At 72.6% G+C, this 15364-nt stretch carries 14 protein-coding genes; 8 read left to right on the forward strand and 6 right to left on the reverse strand.

All coding sequences use genetic code 11. The features are described 5' to 3' along the window. Positions 1-61: 61 nt before the first annotated feature. Positions 62-1690, forward strand: a complete 1629-nt coding sequence (locus tag H5965_RS02315; protein WP_310967549.1) for a serine/threonine-protein kinase — start codon at positions 62-64, stop codon at positions 1688-1690. A gap of 16 nt (positions 1691-1706) precedes the next feature. Beyond that, positions 1707-2816, forward strand: coding sequence for a serine/threonine-protein kinase (locus H5965_RS02320; protein ID WP_310967551.1), 1110 nt, complete (start codon positions 1707-1709; stop codon positions 2814-2816). Here the strand turns inward: H5965_RS02320 and H5965_RS02325 are convergent. Further along, positions 2813-3715: a LysR family transcriptional regulator gene (locus H5965_RS02325; RefSeq protein ID WP_310967553.1), complete on the reverse strand. Its 903-nt coding sequence runs from the start codon at positions 3713-3715 to the stop codon at positions 2813-2815. The genes H5965_RS02320 and H5965_RS02325 overlap by 4 nt on opposite strands. A gap of 103 nt (positions 3716-3818) precedes the next feature. Between H5965_RS02325 and H5965_RS02330 the strand changes: the two genes are divergently transcribed. Next, positions 3819-4787 (forward strand): DMT family transporter, encoded by a 969-nt coding sequence (locus tag H5965_RS02330; protein ID WP_310967556.1) that lies wholly within the window; start codon positions 3819-3821, stop codon positions 4785-4787. Between the two features lie 4 nt (positions 4788-4791). On the opposite strand, the gene H5965_RS02335 is transcribed toward H5965_RS02330, so the two are convergent. After that, positions 4792-5472 carry a response regulator transcription factor gene (locus tag H5965_RS02335; protein WP_086672798.1) on the reverse strand — a complete coding sequence of 227 codons (681 nt, stop codon included), beginning with the start codon at positions 5470-5472 and terminating at the stop codon, positions 4792-4794. A 7-nt stretch (positions 5473-5479) separates the two neighbouring features. Then, a complete protein-coding gene (locus tag H5965_RS02340) occupies positions 5480-6784 on the reverse strand; it encodes a PspC domain-containing protein (RefSeq protein ID WP_310968477.1) in 1305 nt (434 codons plus the stop codon). 110 nt (positions 6785-6894) lie between these two features. Between H5965_RS02340 and H5965_RS02345 the strand changes: the two genes are divergently transcribed. After that, a complete protein-coding gene (locus tag H5965_RS02345; RefSeq protein WP_310967558.1) occupies positions 6895-8163 on the forward strand; it encodes a PspC domain-containing protein in 1269 nt (422 codons plus the stop codon). After that, entirely contained in the window at positions 8156-8398 is a 243-nt protein-coding gene (locus H5965_RS02350) for a hypothetical protein (protein ID WP_310967560.1), read from the forward strand. Before H5965_RS02345 ends, H5965_RS02350 begins: the two co-directional genes overlap by 8 nt. Positions 8399-8464: 66 nt before the next feature. On the opposite strand, the gene guaA is transcribed toward H5965_RS02350, so the two are convergent. Then, complete coding sequence (gene guaA / locus H5965_RS02355) at positions 8465-10021, reverse strand: glutamine-hydrolyzing GMP synthase (RefSeq protein WP_310967562.1); 1557 nt, start codon at positions 10019-10021, stop codon at positions 8465-8467. 109 nt (positions 10022-10130) lie between these two features. Here guaA and H5965_RS02360 point away from each other — a divergent pair, with 109 nt between their 5' ends. Beyond that, positions 10131-10676 (forward strand): DinB family protein, encoded by a 546-nt coding sequence (locus H5965_RS02360; RefSeq protein ID WP_310967564.1) that lies wholly within the window; start codon positions 10131-10133, stop codon positions 10674-10676. Here the strand turns inward: H5965_RS02360 and H5965_RS02365 are convergent. After that, positions 10644-11249 (reverse strand): rhomboid family intramembrane serine protease, encoded by a 606-nt coding sequence (locus H5965_RS02365; RefSeq protein WP_310967565.1) that lies wholly within the window; start codon positions 11247-11249, stop codon positions 10644-10646. The genes H5965_RS02360 and H5965_RS02365 overlap by 33 nt on opposite strands. Positions 11250-11324: 75 nt before the next feature. Between H5965_RS02365 and H5965_RS02370 the strand changes: the two genes are divergently transcribed. Next, positions 11325-12359 carry a zinc-dependent alcohol dehydrogenase family protein gene (locus H5965_RS02370; protein WP_310967566.1) on the forward strand — a complete coding sequence of 345 codons (1035 nt, stop codon included), beginning with the start codon at positions 11325-11327 and terminating at the stop codon, positions 12357-12359. Between the two features lie 55 nt (positions 12360-12414). Then, positions 12415-13860 carry an aldehyde dehydrogenase family protein gene (locus tag H5965_RS02375; protein WP_310967568.1) on the forward strand — a complete coding sequence of 482 codons (1446 nt, stop codon included), beginning with the start codon at positions 12415-12417 and terminating at the stop codon, positions 13858-13860. On the opposite strand, the gene H5965_RS02380 is transcribed toward H5965_RS02375, so the two are convergent. Then, positions 13857-15362 carry an FAD-dependent oxidoreductase gene (locus H5965_RS02380; RefSeq protein WP_310967569.1) on the reverse strand — a complete coding sequence of 502 codons (1506 nt, stop codon included), beginning with the start codon at positions 15360-15362 and terminating at the stop codon, positions 13857-13859. The genes H5965_RS02375 and H5965_RS02380 overlap by 4 nt on opposite strands. Positions 15363-15364: the final 2 nt, after the last annotated feature.

Genomic DNA, 15364 nt, shown 5'->3' on the forward strand with positions numbered 1-15364 from the left:
GCCGCGTCACCAGGCACCGATCCGCACGCCCTGGTGAAGCCGGAGCCCAAAGGGAGGTCGCGTGAGCGACGAGGGTCGTCTGGTCGCCGATCGATACCGCATCGTCGGCCGGATCGGCACGGGCGCGATGGGGGCCGTCTGGCAGGCGCACGACGAGGTCCTGGGCCGCACCGTGGCCATCAAGCAGCTCCTGCTCCAGCCGCACCTGGACCAGCACGACGCCGAGGACGCCCGCCAGCGGACGATGCGCGAGGGCCGGATCGCGGCCCGGCTGCACCACCCCAACGCGATCTCCGTGTTCGACGTCGTCACCGACGACAACGGGCAGCCGTGCCTGATCATGGAGTACCTCAACTCCACCAGCCTGGCCGCCGTGTTGCAGGAGCGCCGCACGCTGCCGCCGACCGAGGTGGCGCGCATCGGCGCCCAGGTCGCCGCGGCGCTGCGCGAGGCGCACGCGGTCGGCATCGTGCACCGCGACATCAAGCCGGGCAACATCCTGCTCGGCGGCAACGGCGTCGTGAAGATCACCGACTTCGGCATCTCCCGCGCCAAGGACGACGTCACGGTCACCAAGACCGGGATGATCGCCGGCACCCCCGCCTACCTGGCCCCCGAGGTCGCCATCGGCGGCGAGCCGGGGCCGGAGTCCGACGTCTTCTCCCTCGGCTCGACGCTCTACGCGGCGTGCGAGGGCCAGCCGCCGTTCGGGCTGTCCGAGAACACGCTGAGCCTGCTGCACGCCGTCGCGGCCGGGCAGATCAACCCGCCGCGCCAGTCCGGGCCGCTGGCCAGCGTGCTGGCCGTGCTGCTGCACCCGGAGATCGAGCACCGGCCGACCGCCGAGGAGTGCGAGGAGCTGCTCGCGGCCGTCGCCCGCGGCGAGACGCCGCTCGGCGGCCCGGCCGACGAGACCATGATGGCGCCGTCCGCCGGCGTCCTCGGGGCAGCAGCCGCCGCCGACCCGAACGCGACGCAGATGTTCGACGAGATCCCCGCGGGGCACTCGGGCACGCTGCTCGGCGGCGGCGGTGGGGCGCCGACGCAGGCCGTCCCGTTCTACGACGAGGACGACTACCCGGAGGCCACCGGTTACCCGGAGGACGACTACGACGGGTACGACCACTACGAGGACGACCACCGCGCGGCCGGGGGCGTCCCGCCCGGCCTGGCCGCCACCCGCGCCGTCCCCGTGCCGCCGCACGAGCAGGGCGGGTACGAGGACGACTACGACGATTACGACGACGGGCCCCCGCCGCCCCCGGTCCGGTCCCGTCCGCAGATGAGCCCGGTCGACGACGACGAGGGCAAGCCCGGCGCCTGGAAGCGCCCGGCGATCATCGGCGGTGTCGTGGTCGTGGGCCTGGTCGCGCTCGTCGTCTGGCTGCTGAGCCCGAACAACCCGGAGGCACCGGCCGCGCCGGTGTCCAGCAGCAAGCCGTCGCCGGTCGCGACTTCGGAGACGCCGACACCGACCTCGACCGACGAGGTCAGCACGGCCGACGTGCCGCCTCCGGTGACCGAGTCGACCTCGTCGTCGAAGAAGACCACGACGTCGCGGAACACCGAACCGGCGACCACCACGCCGAAGTCGACGACGCCGAAGACGACGACACCTGCTGAGACGACTCCGGAAACGACGCCCACCACGCCCGTTACGCCCACCACTCCTTCGGGAGCCGGTACCTGATGCCCCGAGGTCAGTTTTGAGTTCCGAAGGCACCATCGTCGGCGGCCGGTTCCGGCTGGACCAGCCGATCGGCCGCGGCCGCGCCGGCATCGTGTGGCTGGCGTTCGACACGCGGCTGTTCCGCACCGTCGCGATGAAGCGGATGTACCTGCCGGTCGGCGCGGGCGAACGCGCCGAGCAGGCGCGCGCCGCCGCCATGCAGGAAGGCAAGGACGCCGCCCGGATCGAGCACCCGTGCGCGATCAAGGTGTTCGACGTGCTGCCGGACGGCCAGGACGTCTGGCTGGTGATGGAGTACATCCCGTCGCGCAGCATGGCGACGTTCCTCGCCGAGCACGGCCGGCTCACCCCCGACCAGGCGGCGCAGCTGGGCATCCAGCTCGGCAACGCCCTCGCGGCCATCCACGGCGCCGGGTTCGTGCACCGCACCCTCGAGCCGGGCACCGTGCTGCTGGCCGATGACGGCGGCGTCAAGCTCACCGACATCGGCATCAGCGGCGGCGGGCCGCACGCGGCGTACGTGGCGCCCGAGGTCGCGCGCGGGCTGCCGGGCACGCCGGCGGCGGACGTCTTCTCCCTCGGCGCGACGCTCTACACCGCCGTCGAAGGTGTGCCACCGTTCGGGGACGACGGCCAGTCGTCCGAACGCCCACCGCAGAACTCCGGTGTCCTGACCGAAGCGCTGCGCAAGATGCTGCGCCTGGACCCGGACACGCGGCCGACGATGGCCGACACCGTCCACTCGCTGAAGGCGATCACCGAAGGCCGCGAAACGGCGTTCATCCCGCCGACCGCGCCCGGGATGCAGCCGCCCCCGCCCCCGCCGCCGCCCTTCAACCCGGGTCTGGCGGCCGCGGGGCCGCCGATGCCGCCGTCGGGGCCGCAGTTCCAGCAGCCGATGCCGGTGTCCGCGCCGCACTACGCCGGGGCGGAGGAGACCCAGCGGATGCAGCCGGTGGCGCCGCCGCCGACGCATTACGCGCCGCGGCCGGTGCCGGGTGGCCCCCAGCAGGCCCAGGCCCCGGCGTGGAACCTGCCGGTGTCGAAGAAGACGCTGGTCACCGTGGCCGCGATCCTCGCCGCGGTGCTGGTCGGCATCCTCGTCACCGAGCTGTTCTTCGTCTAGGCCACCTTGGCGGTCGCCGCGCGCATGGCGGCCAGCAGCGTGCGGACGGCCGGGTGGCCCGAGGCCCGCGAAGCGACCGCGGCGTGGATCGCGCGGACCGGCTCGGGATTGCGGATCCGGCGGACGACCACGCCCGGGTGCTGCGCGCCGAGCCCGAGTTCGGGGATCAGGCCGACGCCGATGCCGGCGGCGACGAACCCCTGCGCCGTCTGGTAGTCCTCGGACTCGACCACGATGTTCGGCGCGAAGCCGGCGGACGCGCAGGCGCCCTGCAGGATGTCGCGGCAGATGCCGGGCAGGCCGTCGACGCCGACCCAGGACTCCTCGGCGAATTCGGTGAGGTCCAGCACGCGCTTGCGGGCGAGCGGGTGGGCCTTCGGGAGCACGGCCCGGTACGGGTCGTCGAGCAGGTGCACCAGCTCGATGCCCTTGGCGGGCGGGGTCTTGCGGGGGAAGACGGTGATCGCCACGTCCGCGTCGCCGGATTCGACGTCGAGGATCGGGTCGTCGAGCTCGACCAGCTTGAGGTCGAGGCGCACCCCGGGGTGCTCGCGGCGGACCGCGGCGATGGCGGGCGGGACGAGCGACGCGCCGGCGGTGGCGAAGTAGCGGATGGCCACGCGCCCGGTGCGGCCCTCCTTGAGCTCGGTGAGCGCGGCTTCGGCCTTGGCGAGCTCGGCGCTCAGCGTCTCGGCGTGCTCGGACAGCAGCGCGCCCGCGGCCGTCGGGCGGACGCCGCGGCCGACGCGTTCGAGCAGTTCGGTGCCGGCTTCGCGTTCCAGCGCGGACAGCTGCTGGCTGATCGCGGACGGCGTGTAGCCGAGGTTGCGGGCCGCGGCCGTGATCGACCCGCTGGTGATGACGGCACGGAGGACCTGCATGCGGCGGACGTCGAGCATGCCCCGATCGTACAGCTCAGCTTAAGTGTTCATGCAGTTAATTTCGCTTGTCCTTACGTCTGGTCCGGGCGAAGCTGGCCTCGGCTGTCGAAGGAGGACTGGGGTGGGCGAGACGAAGACCCTGCTCAGGATCGGTGCGCTGGCGCTGATGTGGGGCTCGAGCTTCTTCTGGATCAAGCTGGGGCTGGGGATGTTCTCGCCGGTGCAGCTGGTGCTGGCGCGGCTGGTGCTCGGTGCCGCGATGCTGCTGGTGCTGTGCCGCCTGCAGCGGGCGCGGCTGCCGCGCGACCGCCGGACGTGGGGCCACCTGGCGGTCGCGGCGTTCTTCCACAACGCGCTGCCGTTCCTGCTGTTCGCGATCGGCGAGACGACGGTCGATTCGGGCATCACCGGCGTCCTCAACTCGACGACGCCGCTGTGGGTGCTGCTCGCGGCGCCGCTGATGGGGACGTCGTCGCGGATGACGGGGACCCGGCTGGCCGGGCTGGTCGTGGGTCTCGGCGGGATCCTGCTGATCTTCGCGCCGTGGCAGGCGTCGGGGCTGTTGAGCTGGGGCGCCCTGGCGTGCCTCGCGGCGGCGGCGAGCTACGGCTTCGCGTTCGTCTACGAGGGCAAGTACCTGTCTTCCTCGACGTCTTCGCCGTACGCGATCTCGGCCGGGCAGATGCTCCTGGCCAGCGGGATGCTGGTTCTCGCGCTGCCGGCGGGCGGGTTCGCGCCGGTGCACGTGTCGACGGGGCCGCTGCTGGCGGTGCTGGTGCTGGGCATCGGCTCGACGGGGATCGCGTTCGCGCTGAACTACCAGCTGCTGGCGAGCGAGGGCGCGGTGGCGGCTTCGGTCGTCGGGTACCTGTTGCCGGTGGTTTCGGTGCTGCTCGGGGCGGTGTTCCTGGGCGAGCAGCTGCACCTGCGGGTGATCGCGGGGATGGTGGTCGTGCTCGGCGGCGTGGCGCTGACGCGGCTGCAGAAGCCGGAGCGAGTGGTCGCGGCCGGGCCCGGTGACCAGGCTGATGAGCTTGGTGACGACACCACCGGGCGTGCGTCGCGGCCGCTCGCTCCCCTGGCGGACTGACCCCTCAGACGAGACGGCGGTCGGAGGCCCAGCGGGAAAGCTCGTAGCGGTTCGACAGCTGGGTCTTGCGCAGGACGCTGGAAACGTGCGTCTCGACCGTCTTCACCGAGATGAACAGCTCCGACGCGATCTCCTTGTACGCGTACCCCCGCGCCAGCAGGCGCAGGACGTCGCGCTCGCGGGGCGTCAGGAGGTCCAGCTCGGGGTCGTTGATCGGCGCCGAACCCGGGCGATCCGCGAACGCGTCCAGCACGAACCCGGCCAGGCGCGGCGAGAACACCGCGTCGCCGTCCGAGACGCGGACCACCGCTCGGACCAGTTCCTTCGACGAGATCGTCTTCGTCACGTAGCCGCGCGCGCCCGCTCGGATGACCGCGATGACGTCCTCCGCCGCATCGGACACCGACAGGGCCAGGAACACCACATCCGGCAGCTCCGGGCGGACCCGGCGCAGGACCTCGGCGCCGCCGCCGTCGGGCATGTGAACGTCGAGGAGCACCACCTGGGGCTTCGTGCGGGCGATGCCCGCGACCGCCTCCGCCACCGAACCGGCCTCGCCGACCACGCGCACCTCGTCGGTGATCGAGTCGAGCTCGGTGCGCACCCCCGCGCGGAACAGCGCGTGGTCGTCGACGAGGAACACCTTCACCGGTTCGCGCTGGGTGTCAGTCACGTCGTCGAGCATAGCCGCCTCACGCCGCTCCCTTGCCCGCTTTCACCGGCATGGCGAGCTGCACCTCGGTGCCCTCGCCCGGCGCCGTCCGGACCTTGCACGTGCCGCCGTGGCGGGTCATCCGGCCGCGGATCGAGTCGGCGAGGCCGTGGCGGTCGTCCGGGACGAGGTCGGGGTCGAAGCCCTTGCCGCGGTCGCGGACGAACACCGTCACCGACGTCGGCTCGACCTCGGCGTACACGCTCACCTCGTCGACGCCGGCGTGCTTGGCCGCGTTGACGATCGCCTCGCGGGCGGCCTGGACCAGCGCGACCAGGGATTCGTCCAGCTCGGCGTCGCCGACGACGACCTGGCCGACCGAGATCGCGAAGGTGTCCTCGACCTCGCCGCACGCCGTCGCGAGCGCCTCGGACAGCTGGCCGGTCGCTTCCTCGACCTTCTCGGCCGGCTTGCCGTAGCCGTTCGGGCCGTAGAGCCAGCCGCGCAGCTCGCGCTCCTGGCTGCGGGCCAGCCGGGCGACCTCGCGGGGCTGCTCGCTCTGCTTCTGGATCAGCGCGAGCGTCTGCAGCACGGAGTCGTGGAGGTGGGCGGCGATCTCGGCACGTTCGTCGGTGCGGATGCGGGCCTTGCGCTCGTCGGAGAGGTCGCGGACCAGCCGCAGCCAGAACGGCACGGTCAGCACGGCGACGCCGATCAGCGTGGCGAGGACCGCGATCAGCGCGAACTGGACCTGGTCGAGGGTGCCGCTGCGCAGCACGACGACGGTGATGCCGGTGATCACCAGCGCGACCCCGGCGACGATCCGGATGGCGGCCGACCAGCCGCCCCCGCCGAGGAAGGCGCCCGCGAAGCCGTCCTTCGCCCCGACCCGCCAGCGGCGGCGCTGCGACTCGTCGGCCTCCCGCCAGACGACCGCGAGACCGATCATGGCCACGGCCAGCGGCACCGCGACCCAGCCGCTGATGAACCCGGTGAGCGTCCCGCTGGCGACGGCGAGGCCGACGCCCAGCGCGATCAGGCCGAACGCCTGCTGGCGCTCCTTCGGCTTCGGCGCGTCCGCGGCTTCCTCGGACTGCTGCTGGACGAACACCCAGAGGAGCCCGTAGGCGAGCAGCCCGGCGCCGTTGAGCGCGGCGAGCAGGGCGAACGCCGTCCGCACCCAGAGGACCGGCACCCCGAGGTGATCGGCGAGCCCACCGGCGACCCCGGCGATGGCCCGCCCGGACCGGCGCCGGAACATCTTGGGCGCGACCGGGCCGGTGGTGGTGATCGCCTGCTCGGCGGGAACGTGGTCGAGGGACTCCTGCACGCCGTCCATGGTCACACGCACGGGGAGGCGGTTCCATCCGGGAAACCCCTGATCCAGGGAGCCAGGGGAAACCTCAGGGACCATCCCGGATGTCCCGCCGACCCGGGTGCCGCATGCTTCTCGGTATGAGTGGTGCGAGTGAGAAGCCGGGGGTCCTGAACGGCTTCGAGGAGACCGTCAAGGACTTTTGGGTCAGCCGGCCCCGGCGGCCGCACGCCGGGCGGAAGGTGGCCGGGGTGGCCGCCGCCATCGGGTACCGGTACGGCATCGATCCCGTCGTCGTGCGGATCGCCCTCGTCGTCACGACGATCTTCGGCGGCTTCGGGATTCCCTTCTACCTGCTGGGGTGGTTGTTCCTGCCCGGCGAGAGCGACGAGGTCTCCGGCTTCGAGAGCCTGATCGGGCGCGGCCGGTCTTCGGTGTCGCCCGCGTTCGCCGTCGTGCTCATGGTCCTCACCGTCGTCAGCGCCGGGGGCTCGATCACCGGGTCGTGGTTCGACGGCGGCGGGCTGATCAGCTGCGCGCTCATCACCGCCGCTCTCTACCTGCTGCACCGCAGCCGCGGCCACCTGAACCGCCCCGCGCCGGTCGCCGCGCGGACGTCGTACCCGGCCTTCACCGGAAACGGAGCCTTCACCATGACCGACACCGCCGAGGCGCCCACACCGGCGCGCGGCTGGGACCCCCTCGCCGCCGACCCGGCCGGCTGGGACCTCCCCGATGCGACGCCGCCCGTCCACGAGCCCACGCCGTCGCCGTCCTACCAGGCGCCGGAACGGCGGCCGCGGTCGAAGGTCGGCTCGGCGACGTTCGCGCTGGCCGTGGTGACCGCCGGCGCCGGGGTGCTGGCCGGCTTGAACGGCGCCGGCTGGTTCGACGCGCAGCACATCATCGGCCTGGTGCTCGGCGTGGTCGGGATCGGCCTGGTCGCCGGCGCGTTCGCCCGCGGCGGCCGCGGCCTGATCGGGCTCGCGATCCCGCTGGCCATCGCCGGCCTGGTCCTGACGACCTCGCCGTTCAAGAACTTCGACATCCGCGGCGGCGTCGGCGACATCCGGGAGACCCCGCAGGCGGCCGCCGAGCTGAAGCCGCTCTACCAGCACGCGGCCGGCGACATCCGGCTCGACCTGACCGAGCTGCCCGAAGGCGCACCGTACTCGACGACCGTGTCGAACGGCGCGGGCGACACCACCGTCCTCGTGCCCGCCAACGCCGACGTCACCTTCGACTGCCACACCGGTGCGGGCGAGGCGCGGTGCTTCAACCGCTCGACCGACGGCATCAGCCAGGGCGCGCTGACCGGCACGGACAACGGCCCCGACGGCGTCGGCGGCCAGAAGATCACCCTGAAGGTTTCGAACAGCGTGGGCAACGTGGAGGTGCGGCGTGACTGACCAGAACCCTTACGCCTACGACAACCCGGCCGACACCCAGCCCGCGAAGCGCGGTGGCGTGGACGTCTTCACCCTGATCTTCGGGATCGCGACGCTGCTGGTGTCGGCGTACGTCCTCTCGGACGGCGCGAGCTGGCTGCCCTCGTTCGACTTCCGCTGGGTGATCGCCGGCGGTGCGGTGTTCGTGGGGCTGATGCTCCTCGGCGCGTCGTTCGGCAGCAAGCGGCGGCGCTGACCCTCCCCGAGAACCCTCGAGGCCCCGGATCCCACGCCGGGGCCTCGAGCCTTGTCTACAGTGGACTCACTCCCACTCGATGGTGCCCGGCGGCTTGGACGTCACGTCCAGCACCACCCGGTTGACCTCCGCGACCTCGTTGGTGATGCGCGTGGAGATCCGCTCCAGGACGTCGTAGGGCAGGCGCGTCCAGTCCGCGGTCATCGCGTCCTCCGACGACACCGGCCGCAGCACCACCGGGTGGCCGTAGGTCCGGCCGTCGCCCTGGACGCCGACGCTGCGGACGTCGGCCAGCAGCACCACCGGGCACTGCCAGATGCTGCGGTCCAGCCCGGCCGCCGTCAGCTCCTCGCGGGCGATCAGGTCGGCCGCGCGCAGGGTGTCCACGCGCTCCTGGTCGACCGCGCCGATGATCCGGATGCCCAGGCCGGGGCCGGGGAACGGCTGGCGCTGCACGATCGTCTCGGGCAGGCCCAGCTCCGAGCCGACCCGCCGGACCTCGTCCTTGAACAGCAGCCGCAGCGGCTCGACCAGCTCGAACTCCAGGTCGTCCGGCAGGCCGCCGACGTTGTGGTGGCTCTTGATGTTCGCCGTGCCTTCGCCGCCGCCGGACTCGACGACGTCCGGGTAGAGCGTGCCTTGGACCAGGAACTTGTAGTCGCCCTGGGCCTTGAGGTCCCGCTCGGCCTGTTCGAAGACGCGGATGAACTCGCGGCCGATGATCTTGCGCTTCTGCTCCGGGTCGGTGACGCCGGCGAGCGCGTCGAGGAACCGCTCGCGCGCGTCCACGGTCACCAGGTTGACGCCGGTGGCGGCGACGAAGTCGCGCTCGACCTGGGTGCGCTCCCCCGCCCGCAGCAGGCCGTGGTCGACGAACACGCAGGTCAGCCTGTCCCCGATGGCGCGCTGCACCAAAGCCGCGGCCACGGCGGAGTCGACGCCGCCGGACAGGCCGCAGATGGCCCGGCCATCACCGATCTGGTCGCGGATCCGCCGGACCTGCTCCTCGACGATCGACGACGTCGTCCACTGCGGCTTGATGCCCGCGATGTCGTGCAGGAACCGGCGCAGCACCTCCTGGCCGTGCGGCGAGTGCGCGACCTCCGGGTGGTACTGGACGCCGGCGAAGCGGCGCTCGACGTCTTCGAAGCCGGCGACCGCGGCGCCGTCCGAGGACGCCGTGACGACCGCGCCCTCCGGAGCCTTGGTGACGCTGTCGTTGTGGCTCATCCAGGCGGGCTGGTGCGCGGGCAGGCCGGCGTGCAGGACACCGCCGTCGCCGGTGACGCGGACCTCGGTGCGGCCGAACTCGCGCACGCCGGTCGGCTCGACGACCCCGCCGAGCGCGCTGGCCAGCAGCTGGTGGCCGTAGCAAATGCCGAACATCGGGACGCCGGCTTCGGTGAGCTTCGGGTCCATGCCGGGGGCGCCTTCGGCGTACACGCTCGAAGGACCGCCGGAAAGGATGATGGCCGCGGGGTTCTTCGCGAGGATCTCTTCGGTGGACGCGCTGTGCGGCACGACCTCCGAGTAGATCTGTGCCTCGCGGACGCGCCGGGCGATCAGCTGCGCGTACTGCGCCCCGAAGTCCACGACGAGAACCGGACCGGTGGGGTTGGGCACCTGGCGACCTCCTGGCGAGAAGCGGGATTCCCCACCATCGTCCCAGGTGGGCCCGGTCACCCGGGATTCAGGGCCGCCCCTGTCCTCGATCCGGCCTACGGTGCCCGGTATGGCCGTGAACTGGACGAAGGAACTGACCGACCAGCTCGACTTCCACTGGACGGTGTACACGCGCCCGAAGCTCGGAGGACTCACCGACGACGAGTACCTCTGGGAGCCGGTCGCGGGCTGCTGGACCGTGCGGCCGCGGAAGTCCGGCGACGAACCCGGGACCGGCCCGTTCACCATCGACTGGGTCTACCCCGAACCGACGCCACCGCCGGTCACGACGATCGCCTGGCGGCTCGGCCACATCCTGGTCGGCGTGCTCGGCGCGCGGATCGCGGCGCACTTCGGCGGCGAACCGATCGGCTACCACACCTACCCCTACCCCGGGACGGCCGCCGAGGCACTCGCCGAGCTCGAGAAGCTCTACGCGCAGTGGGTCGCCGGGGTGCGATCGCTCGACGAGGAGGCCCTGGCCCGGCCGTGCGGACCGGCGGAAGGCCCGTACGCGAAGTACCCGATGGCCACGCTGGTGCTGCACATCCACCGCGAGATGATCCACCACTGCGCCGAGGTGCTACTGCTGCGCGACCTTTACCGGAGCCGGTAGCAACAGGAAGCCCAGCGCCAGGCCGAGCAGGGCGGGCAGGCCGTGGTTGTCGTGCGCGATCGTGTCCGCCACGGCCAGCACCGGCACCGCGAAGGCCATGATCCGGAACTGGACTGGCAGCACCACGCCGTAGCGGCGCGAAGCCACCATGACCACGGCCGCGAGGCCGCCGATCAGGCCCGCCACGCACATCGAGTTGCCCGCGCCGACCGGGTTGAGCCAGACGTAGCTCATGACCTGCCCGAACAGGCCGCAGCCGAAGTACAGGACGAGCCAGCGGACCCGGCCGAACACGCGCTCGGCGAGCGTGCCGAACACCGCCAGCCAGAGCAGGTTCGACGTCAGGCCGAACGCCCGGCCGTCCTGGAAGAACATGCCCGTGACCAGGCGGTACCACTCGCCCGCGTCGATGCGCGTGGCGTCGCGGTGCATTGCCTCGTACAGCGGCGGGTGGGCCAGCTGCGCGATCCCGCAGGCCAGCGTCACCGCGAAGACCGCGGCGGTCAGGTACGGGCGGCGGCCCGCCCGGGCGAGGGCCCCGAACGGGTTGCGGGATGCGGTGTGCGTGGTCATGGCCGAAAATCTAGGCGCGCCACCGCGGTCGCACCCCCGACGTTTGTCACGAACCGCCACGGGAAGGCCCCCAGTATGCGAGCAACAGTCATCTACGGCGCCGGCGACGTGCGGGTCGAGACCGTCCCGGACCCGAAGCTGACCGAACCGACCGACGTCATCCTGCGGGTCGTGCGGTCCTGCATCTGCGGCAGCGACCTCTGGCCGTACGCCGACATGGCGCCGAGCGAGCACGGCCGGCGCATCGGGCACGAGTTCCTCGGGATCGTCGAGGAGACGGGCGCGGACGTCACGACCGTCACGAAGGGCGACCTCGTCATCGCGCCCTTCGTCTATTCCGACAACACCTGCCAGTTCTGCCGGGAGGGACTCCAGACGTCCTGCCTGCACGGCGGGTTCTGGGGCGCGAAGGGCGTCGACGGCGGCCAGGGCGAGGCGGTGCGCGTGCCGCAGGCCGACGGCACTCTCGTCAAGGTCCCGCACACCGAGGACGACGACCTGCTGGCGTCGCTGCTCACGCTGTCCGACGTCTTCCCGACCGGGCACCACGCCGCGACGAAGGCCCGCGTGCGCGCGGGCCGGAACGTCACTGTGATCGGCGACGGCGCGGTCGGTCTCTCCGCCGTCCTCGCCGCGAAGCGGCTGGGCGCCGAACGGATCGTCCTCATGGGACGCCACCAGGCGCGGACCGACCTCGGCCGCGAGTTCGGCGCGACCGACGTCGTCGCCGAACGCGGCGAGGAGGGTATCGAGAAGGTGCGGGACCTGACGAACGGCGAGGGCACGCACGCCGTCCTGGAGTGCGTCGGCACGAAGGCCGCGTTCGAGATGGCCGTCGGGGCCGTGCGCCCGGGCGGCTCGGTGAGCCGCGTCGGCGTCCCGCAGTACGAAGAGGGCCCGATCGGCCCGGCGCTGTTCCGGCGCAACGTCACCGTCACCGGCGGCGTCGCCCCCGCCCGGCACTACATCCCCGAACTGCTGCCGGACGTCCTCGACGGCAAGTACCGGCCCGGCCGGGTCTTCGACCGGACCATCGGCATCGAGGACGTCCCCGCCGGCTACCGCGCGATGGCGGACCGCGAAGCGCTGAAGGTGCTCATCAAGCCGTGACCCGTCCGGGTGGGGGTCACTCGATCGCGGCGCCGCCCGCATTACGTTGGTACGCATGGACATGATCACCCCCGAGCCGCGTCCCGCCTGGATCGCCGGCCGTCCCGAAGCGGGCGCCACCACCCTCGTCGTGCACCACCCGTACGACGGCAGCGAGGTCGCCACGGTCGCCGTGCCGGGGCCGGACCAGGTCGAACGCGCGGTGGCCGCCGCGGCCTCGGCCGCGCGCGAACTCCGTGGCACGCCGGCGCACGTCCGGGCGGGAGCGCTCGACCACGTCTCCCGCGGGCTCGCCGCGCGTGCCGAGGAGATCGCCGAGGTGATCACCGCCGAAAACGGCAAACCGCTCAAGTGGGCCGAAGCCGAGGTCAAGCGCGCGGTGTCGGTGTTCCGGATCGCCGCCGAGGAGGCCCGCCGCTTCACCGGCGATGTCCAGCGCCTCGACACGGACCCCGCGGGCGAGGCGCGGCTGGCGCTGACCCGCCGCGTCCCGCGCGGGCCGGTGCTCGGCATCGCGCCGTTCAACTTCCCGCTCAACCTGGTCGCGCACAAGGTCGCGCCGTCGCTGGCGATCGGCGCGCCGATCATCGTCAAGCCCGCGCCGCGGACGCCGTTGTCCGCGCTGGTCCTCGGCGAGATCCTGGCCGAGACGGACCTGCCCGCGGGCGCGTTCTCCGTGCTGCCGCTGGGAAACGAGGAGACGCAGGCGCTCGTCGCCGACCCGCGGCTGCCGGTCGTGTCGTTCACCGGCTCCGGCCCGGTCGGCTGGTCGCTCAAGGACGCGGCGCCGCGCAAGCACGTCGTGCTCGAGCTGGGCGGCAACGCGGCGGCCGTCGTGCTGCGCGACTGGCCCGACCCCGAAGGCGCCGCGCACCGGATCGCCACCTTCGGCAACTACCAGGCCGGCCAGTCCTGCATCGCGGTGCAGCGAGTGATCGTGGACGCCGCCGTGGCCGAGGAGTTCGTGCCCGCGCTGGTGGAAGCGGTCGAGTCGCAGCGCACGGGCGACCCCTACGACCGCAACACCGACGTCGGCCCGGTCGTCGACGAGGCCGCCGCCGAACGGATCGTCGCGTGGATCGACGAAGCCGTCGAGGCGGGCGCGAAGGTGCTCACCGGCGGCACCCGCGACGGCGCGACCGTCGTCCCGACGCTGCTCACCGACGTCCCGCCGGACACCAAGGCCTGGAACGAGGAGATCTTCGGACCGGTGCTCGCGGTGTCCATTGTGGACGGTGTGGACGAGGCCTTCCGCTCGGTCAACGAATCGGCGTACGGCTTGCAGGCCGGCGTCTTCACCACGGACGTCCAGCTGGCCTTCCACGCCTCGGCCGAGCTGGAGGTCGGCGGCGTGATCATCGGCGACGTCCCGTCCTACCGCGCCGACCAGATGCCCTACGGCGGCGTGAAGGGCTCCGGCGTCGGCCGCGAAGGCGTGCTCGCCGCGATGCACGACCTGACCGAAGAGCGCGTCACCGTCTTCACCGGCATCGACCTCTAGCTGACCACGCCCTGCCCGAACCGGAACACGTTGTTGGGGTCGTACTTGTGCGCGACGTCCTGCAGCCGCTTGGCGTTGTCGCCGTAGTAGGCGGTCTTCCAGTCGGGCAGGGCCGGGTCGATGTAGTTGACGTACCCGCCGCCCGCGCCGGCCGCGGCGAGCCCGGCGACGGCGTCGCCGATCGTCTGCGTGACCTTCGCCCGGGTCTTCGCCGTCGCGCTCGCGTAGACCTGCACGCTGGCCAGCGCGTCGCGGTGCCAGAACGCGGTGGCGTCCTTGGCCGGCCCGGCCACCGCGCCGCCGAGACTGTCGATCAGCAGGTCCATACCCGGCTTGCCGTCCGCGACCGCGACGACCTTCGCGGCGTCGACCGGGGTGGTGATGATCCGCGAGGACGCGACGAACGACTGGCGGTTCGAACTGCCCTCGAAGTACTTCATGGCACCGAGGTAGTCCAGGGTCTTCACCACGCGCTGCGCCGGCCGGGCGCCCGCGTTCGTGGTCAGGTTGTTGAGCAGCGTGTTCAGCCCGGCGGCGTCCCCGACGTAGCAGCCGCCGACGCGGCACTGCACCGGCGAGCCGCCCGAGAGCACCAGGTTCGCCCAGAGCTCCGGCGGCATCGCGGCGATCCACTGCTGCCACGCGGCGAGCACGCCGGCGCCCGACCCGGCCGGGAAGCGCAGCGAGAACACGGTCAGCTCCGGCGGCACCGGGTCGGTGTCGAAGGTGAACTCGGTGACGACGCCGAAGTTGCCGCCGCCCCCGCCGCGCAGGGCCCAGAACAGGTCCGGCTCGGAGCCCGCGGAAGCGGTGAGCAGCCGGCCGTCGGCCGTGACGACCTGCGCGGAACTCAGGTGGTCGCAGGTCAGGCCGTACTTGCGGGTGAGCACGCCGATGCCGCCGCCGAGGGTCAGCCCGGCGATCCCGACCGTCGGGCAGGTCCCGGCGGGCAGCACGCGCCCGGCCCGCGCCAGCCCGGCGTAGACGTCCTTCAGCTTCGCGCCGGCGCCGATCACCGCCTTGCCGCCCTGGACGTCGACCTTGTTCAGCGCGGCCACGTCGATGACCAGCCCGCTCTGGGGCACGGAGTAGCCGGCGTAGCTGTGGCCGCCGCTGCGCGCGGCGATGGTGACGCGCCCGGCGGTCGCCCGGACGCAGGCCTGGACGTCCTCGGCGGTGGCCACGGTCGCGACGGCGACCGGGTTGTTGCCGTCGAAGAGCTGGTTGAAGCCGTGCTTGGCGGTGTCGTAGCCGTCGGTGCCCGGGCGCAGCAGGCTGCCGGTCAGCTTGGTGCGCAGGTCGTCCCAGTTCGGCGGCCCGGTGGGCAGGCCGCTGGCGGACGGGGCGGTCGGCGGGGGCGCCGGAGCGGTCGACGCGACCGGGGCCGCGGGCTGCTCCGGCCCACACGCGGCGGCGACGGCACCGGCGGCCGAAACGCCCGCGATGCGCAGGAACGCCCTCCGGGGGACGCCGGGCCGCCCCTGGTCGTGCTCACTGTCCACAG

This window comes from Amycolatopsis sp. 505 (assembly GCF_031625235.1).
Classification (GTDB): domain Bacteria; phylum Actinomycetota; class Actinomycetes; order Mycobacteriales; family Pseudonocardiaceae; genus Amycolatopsis.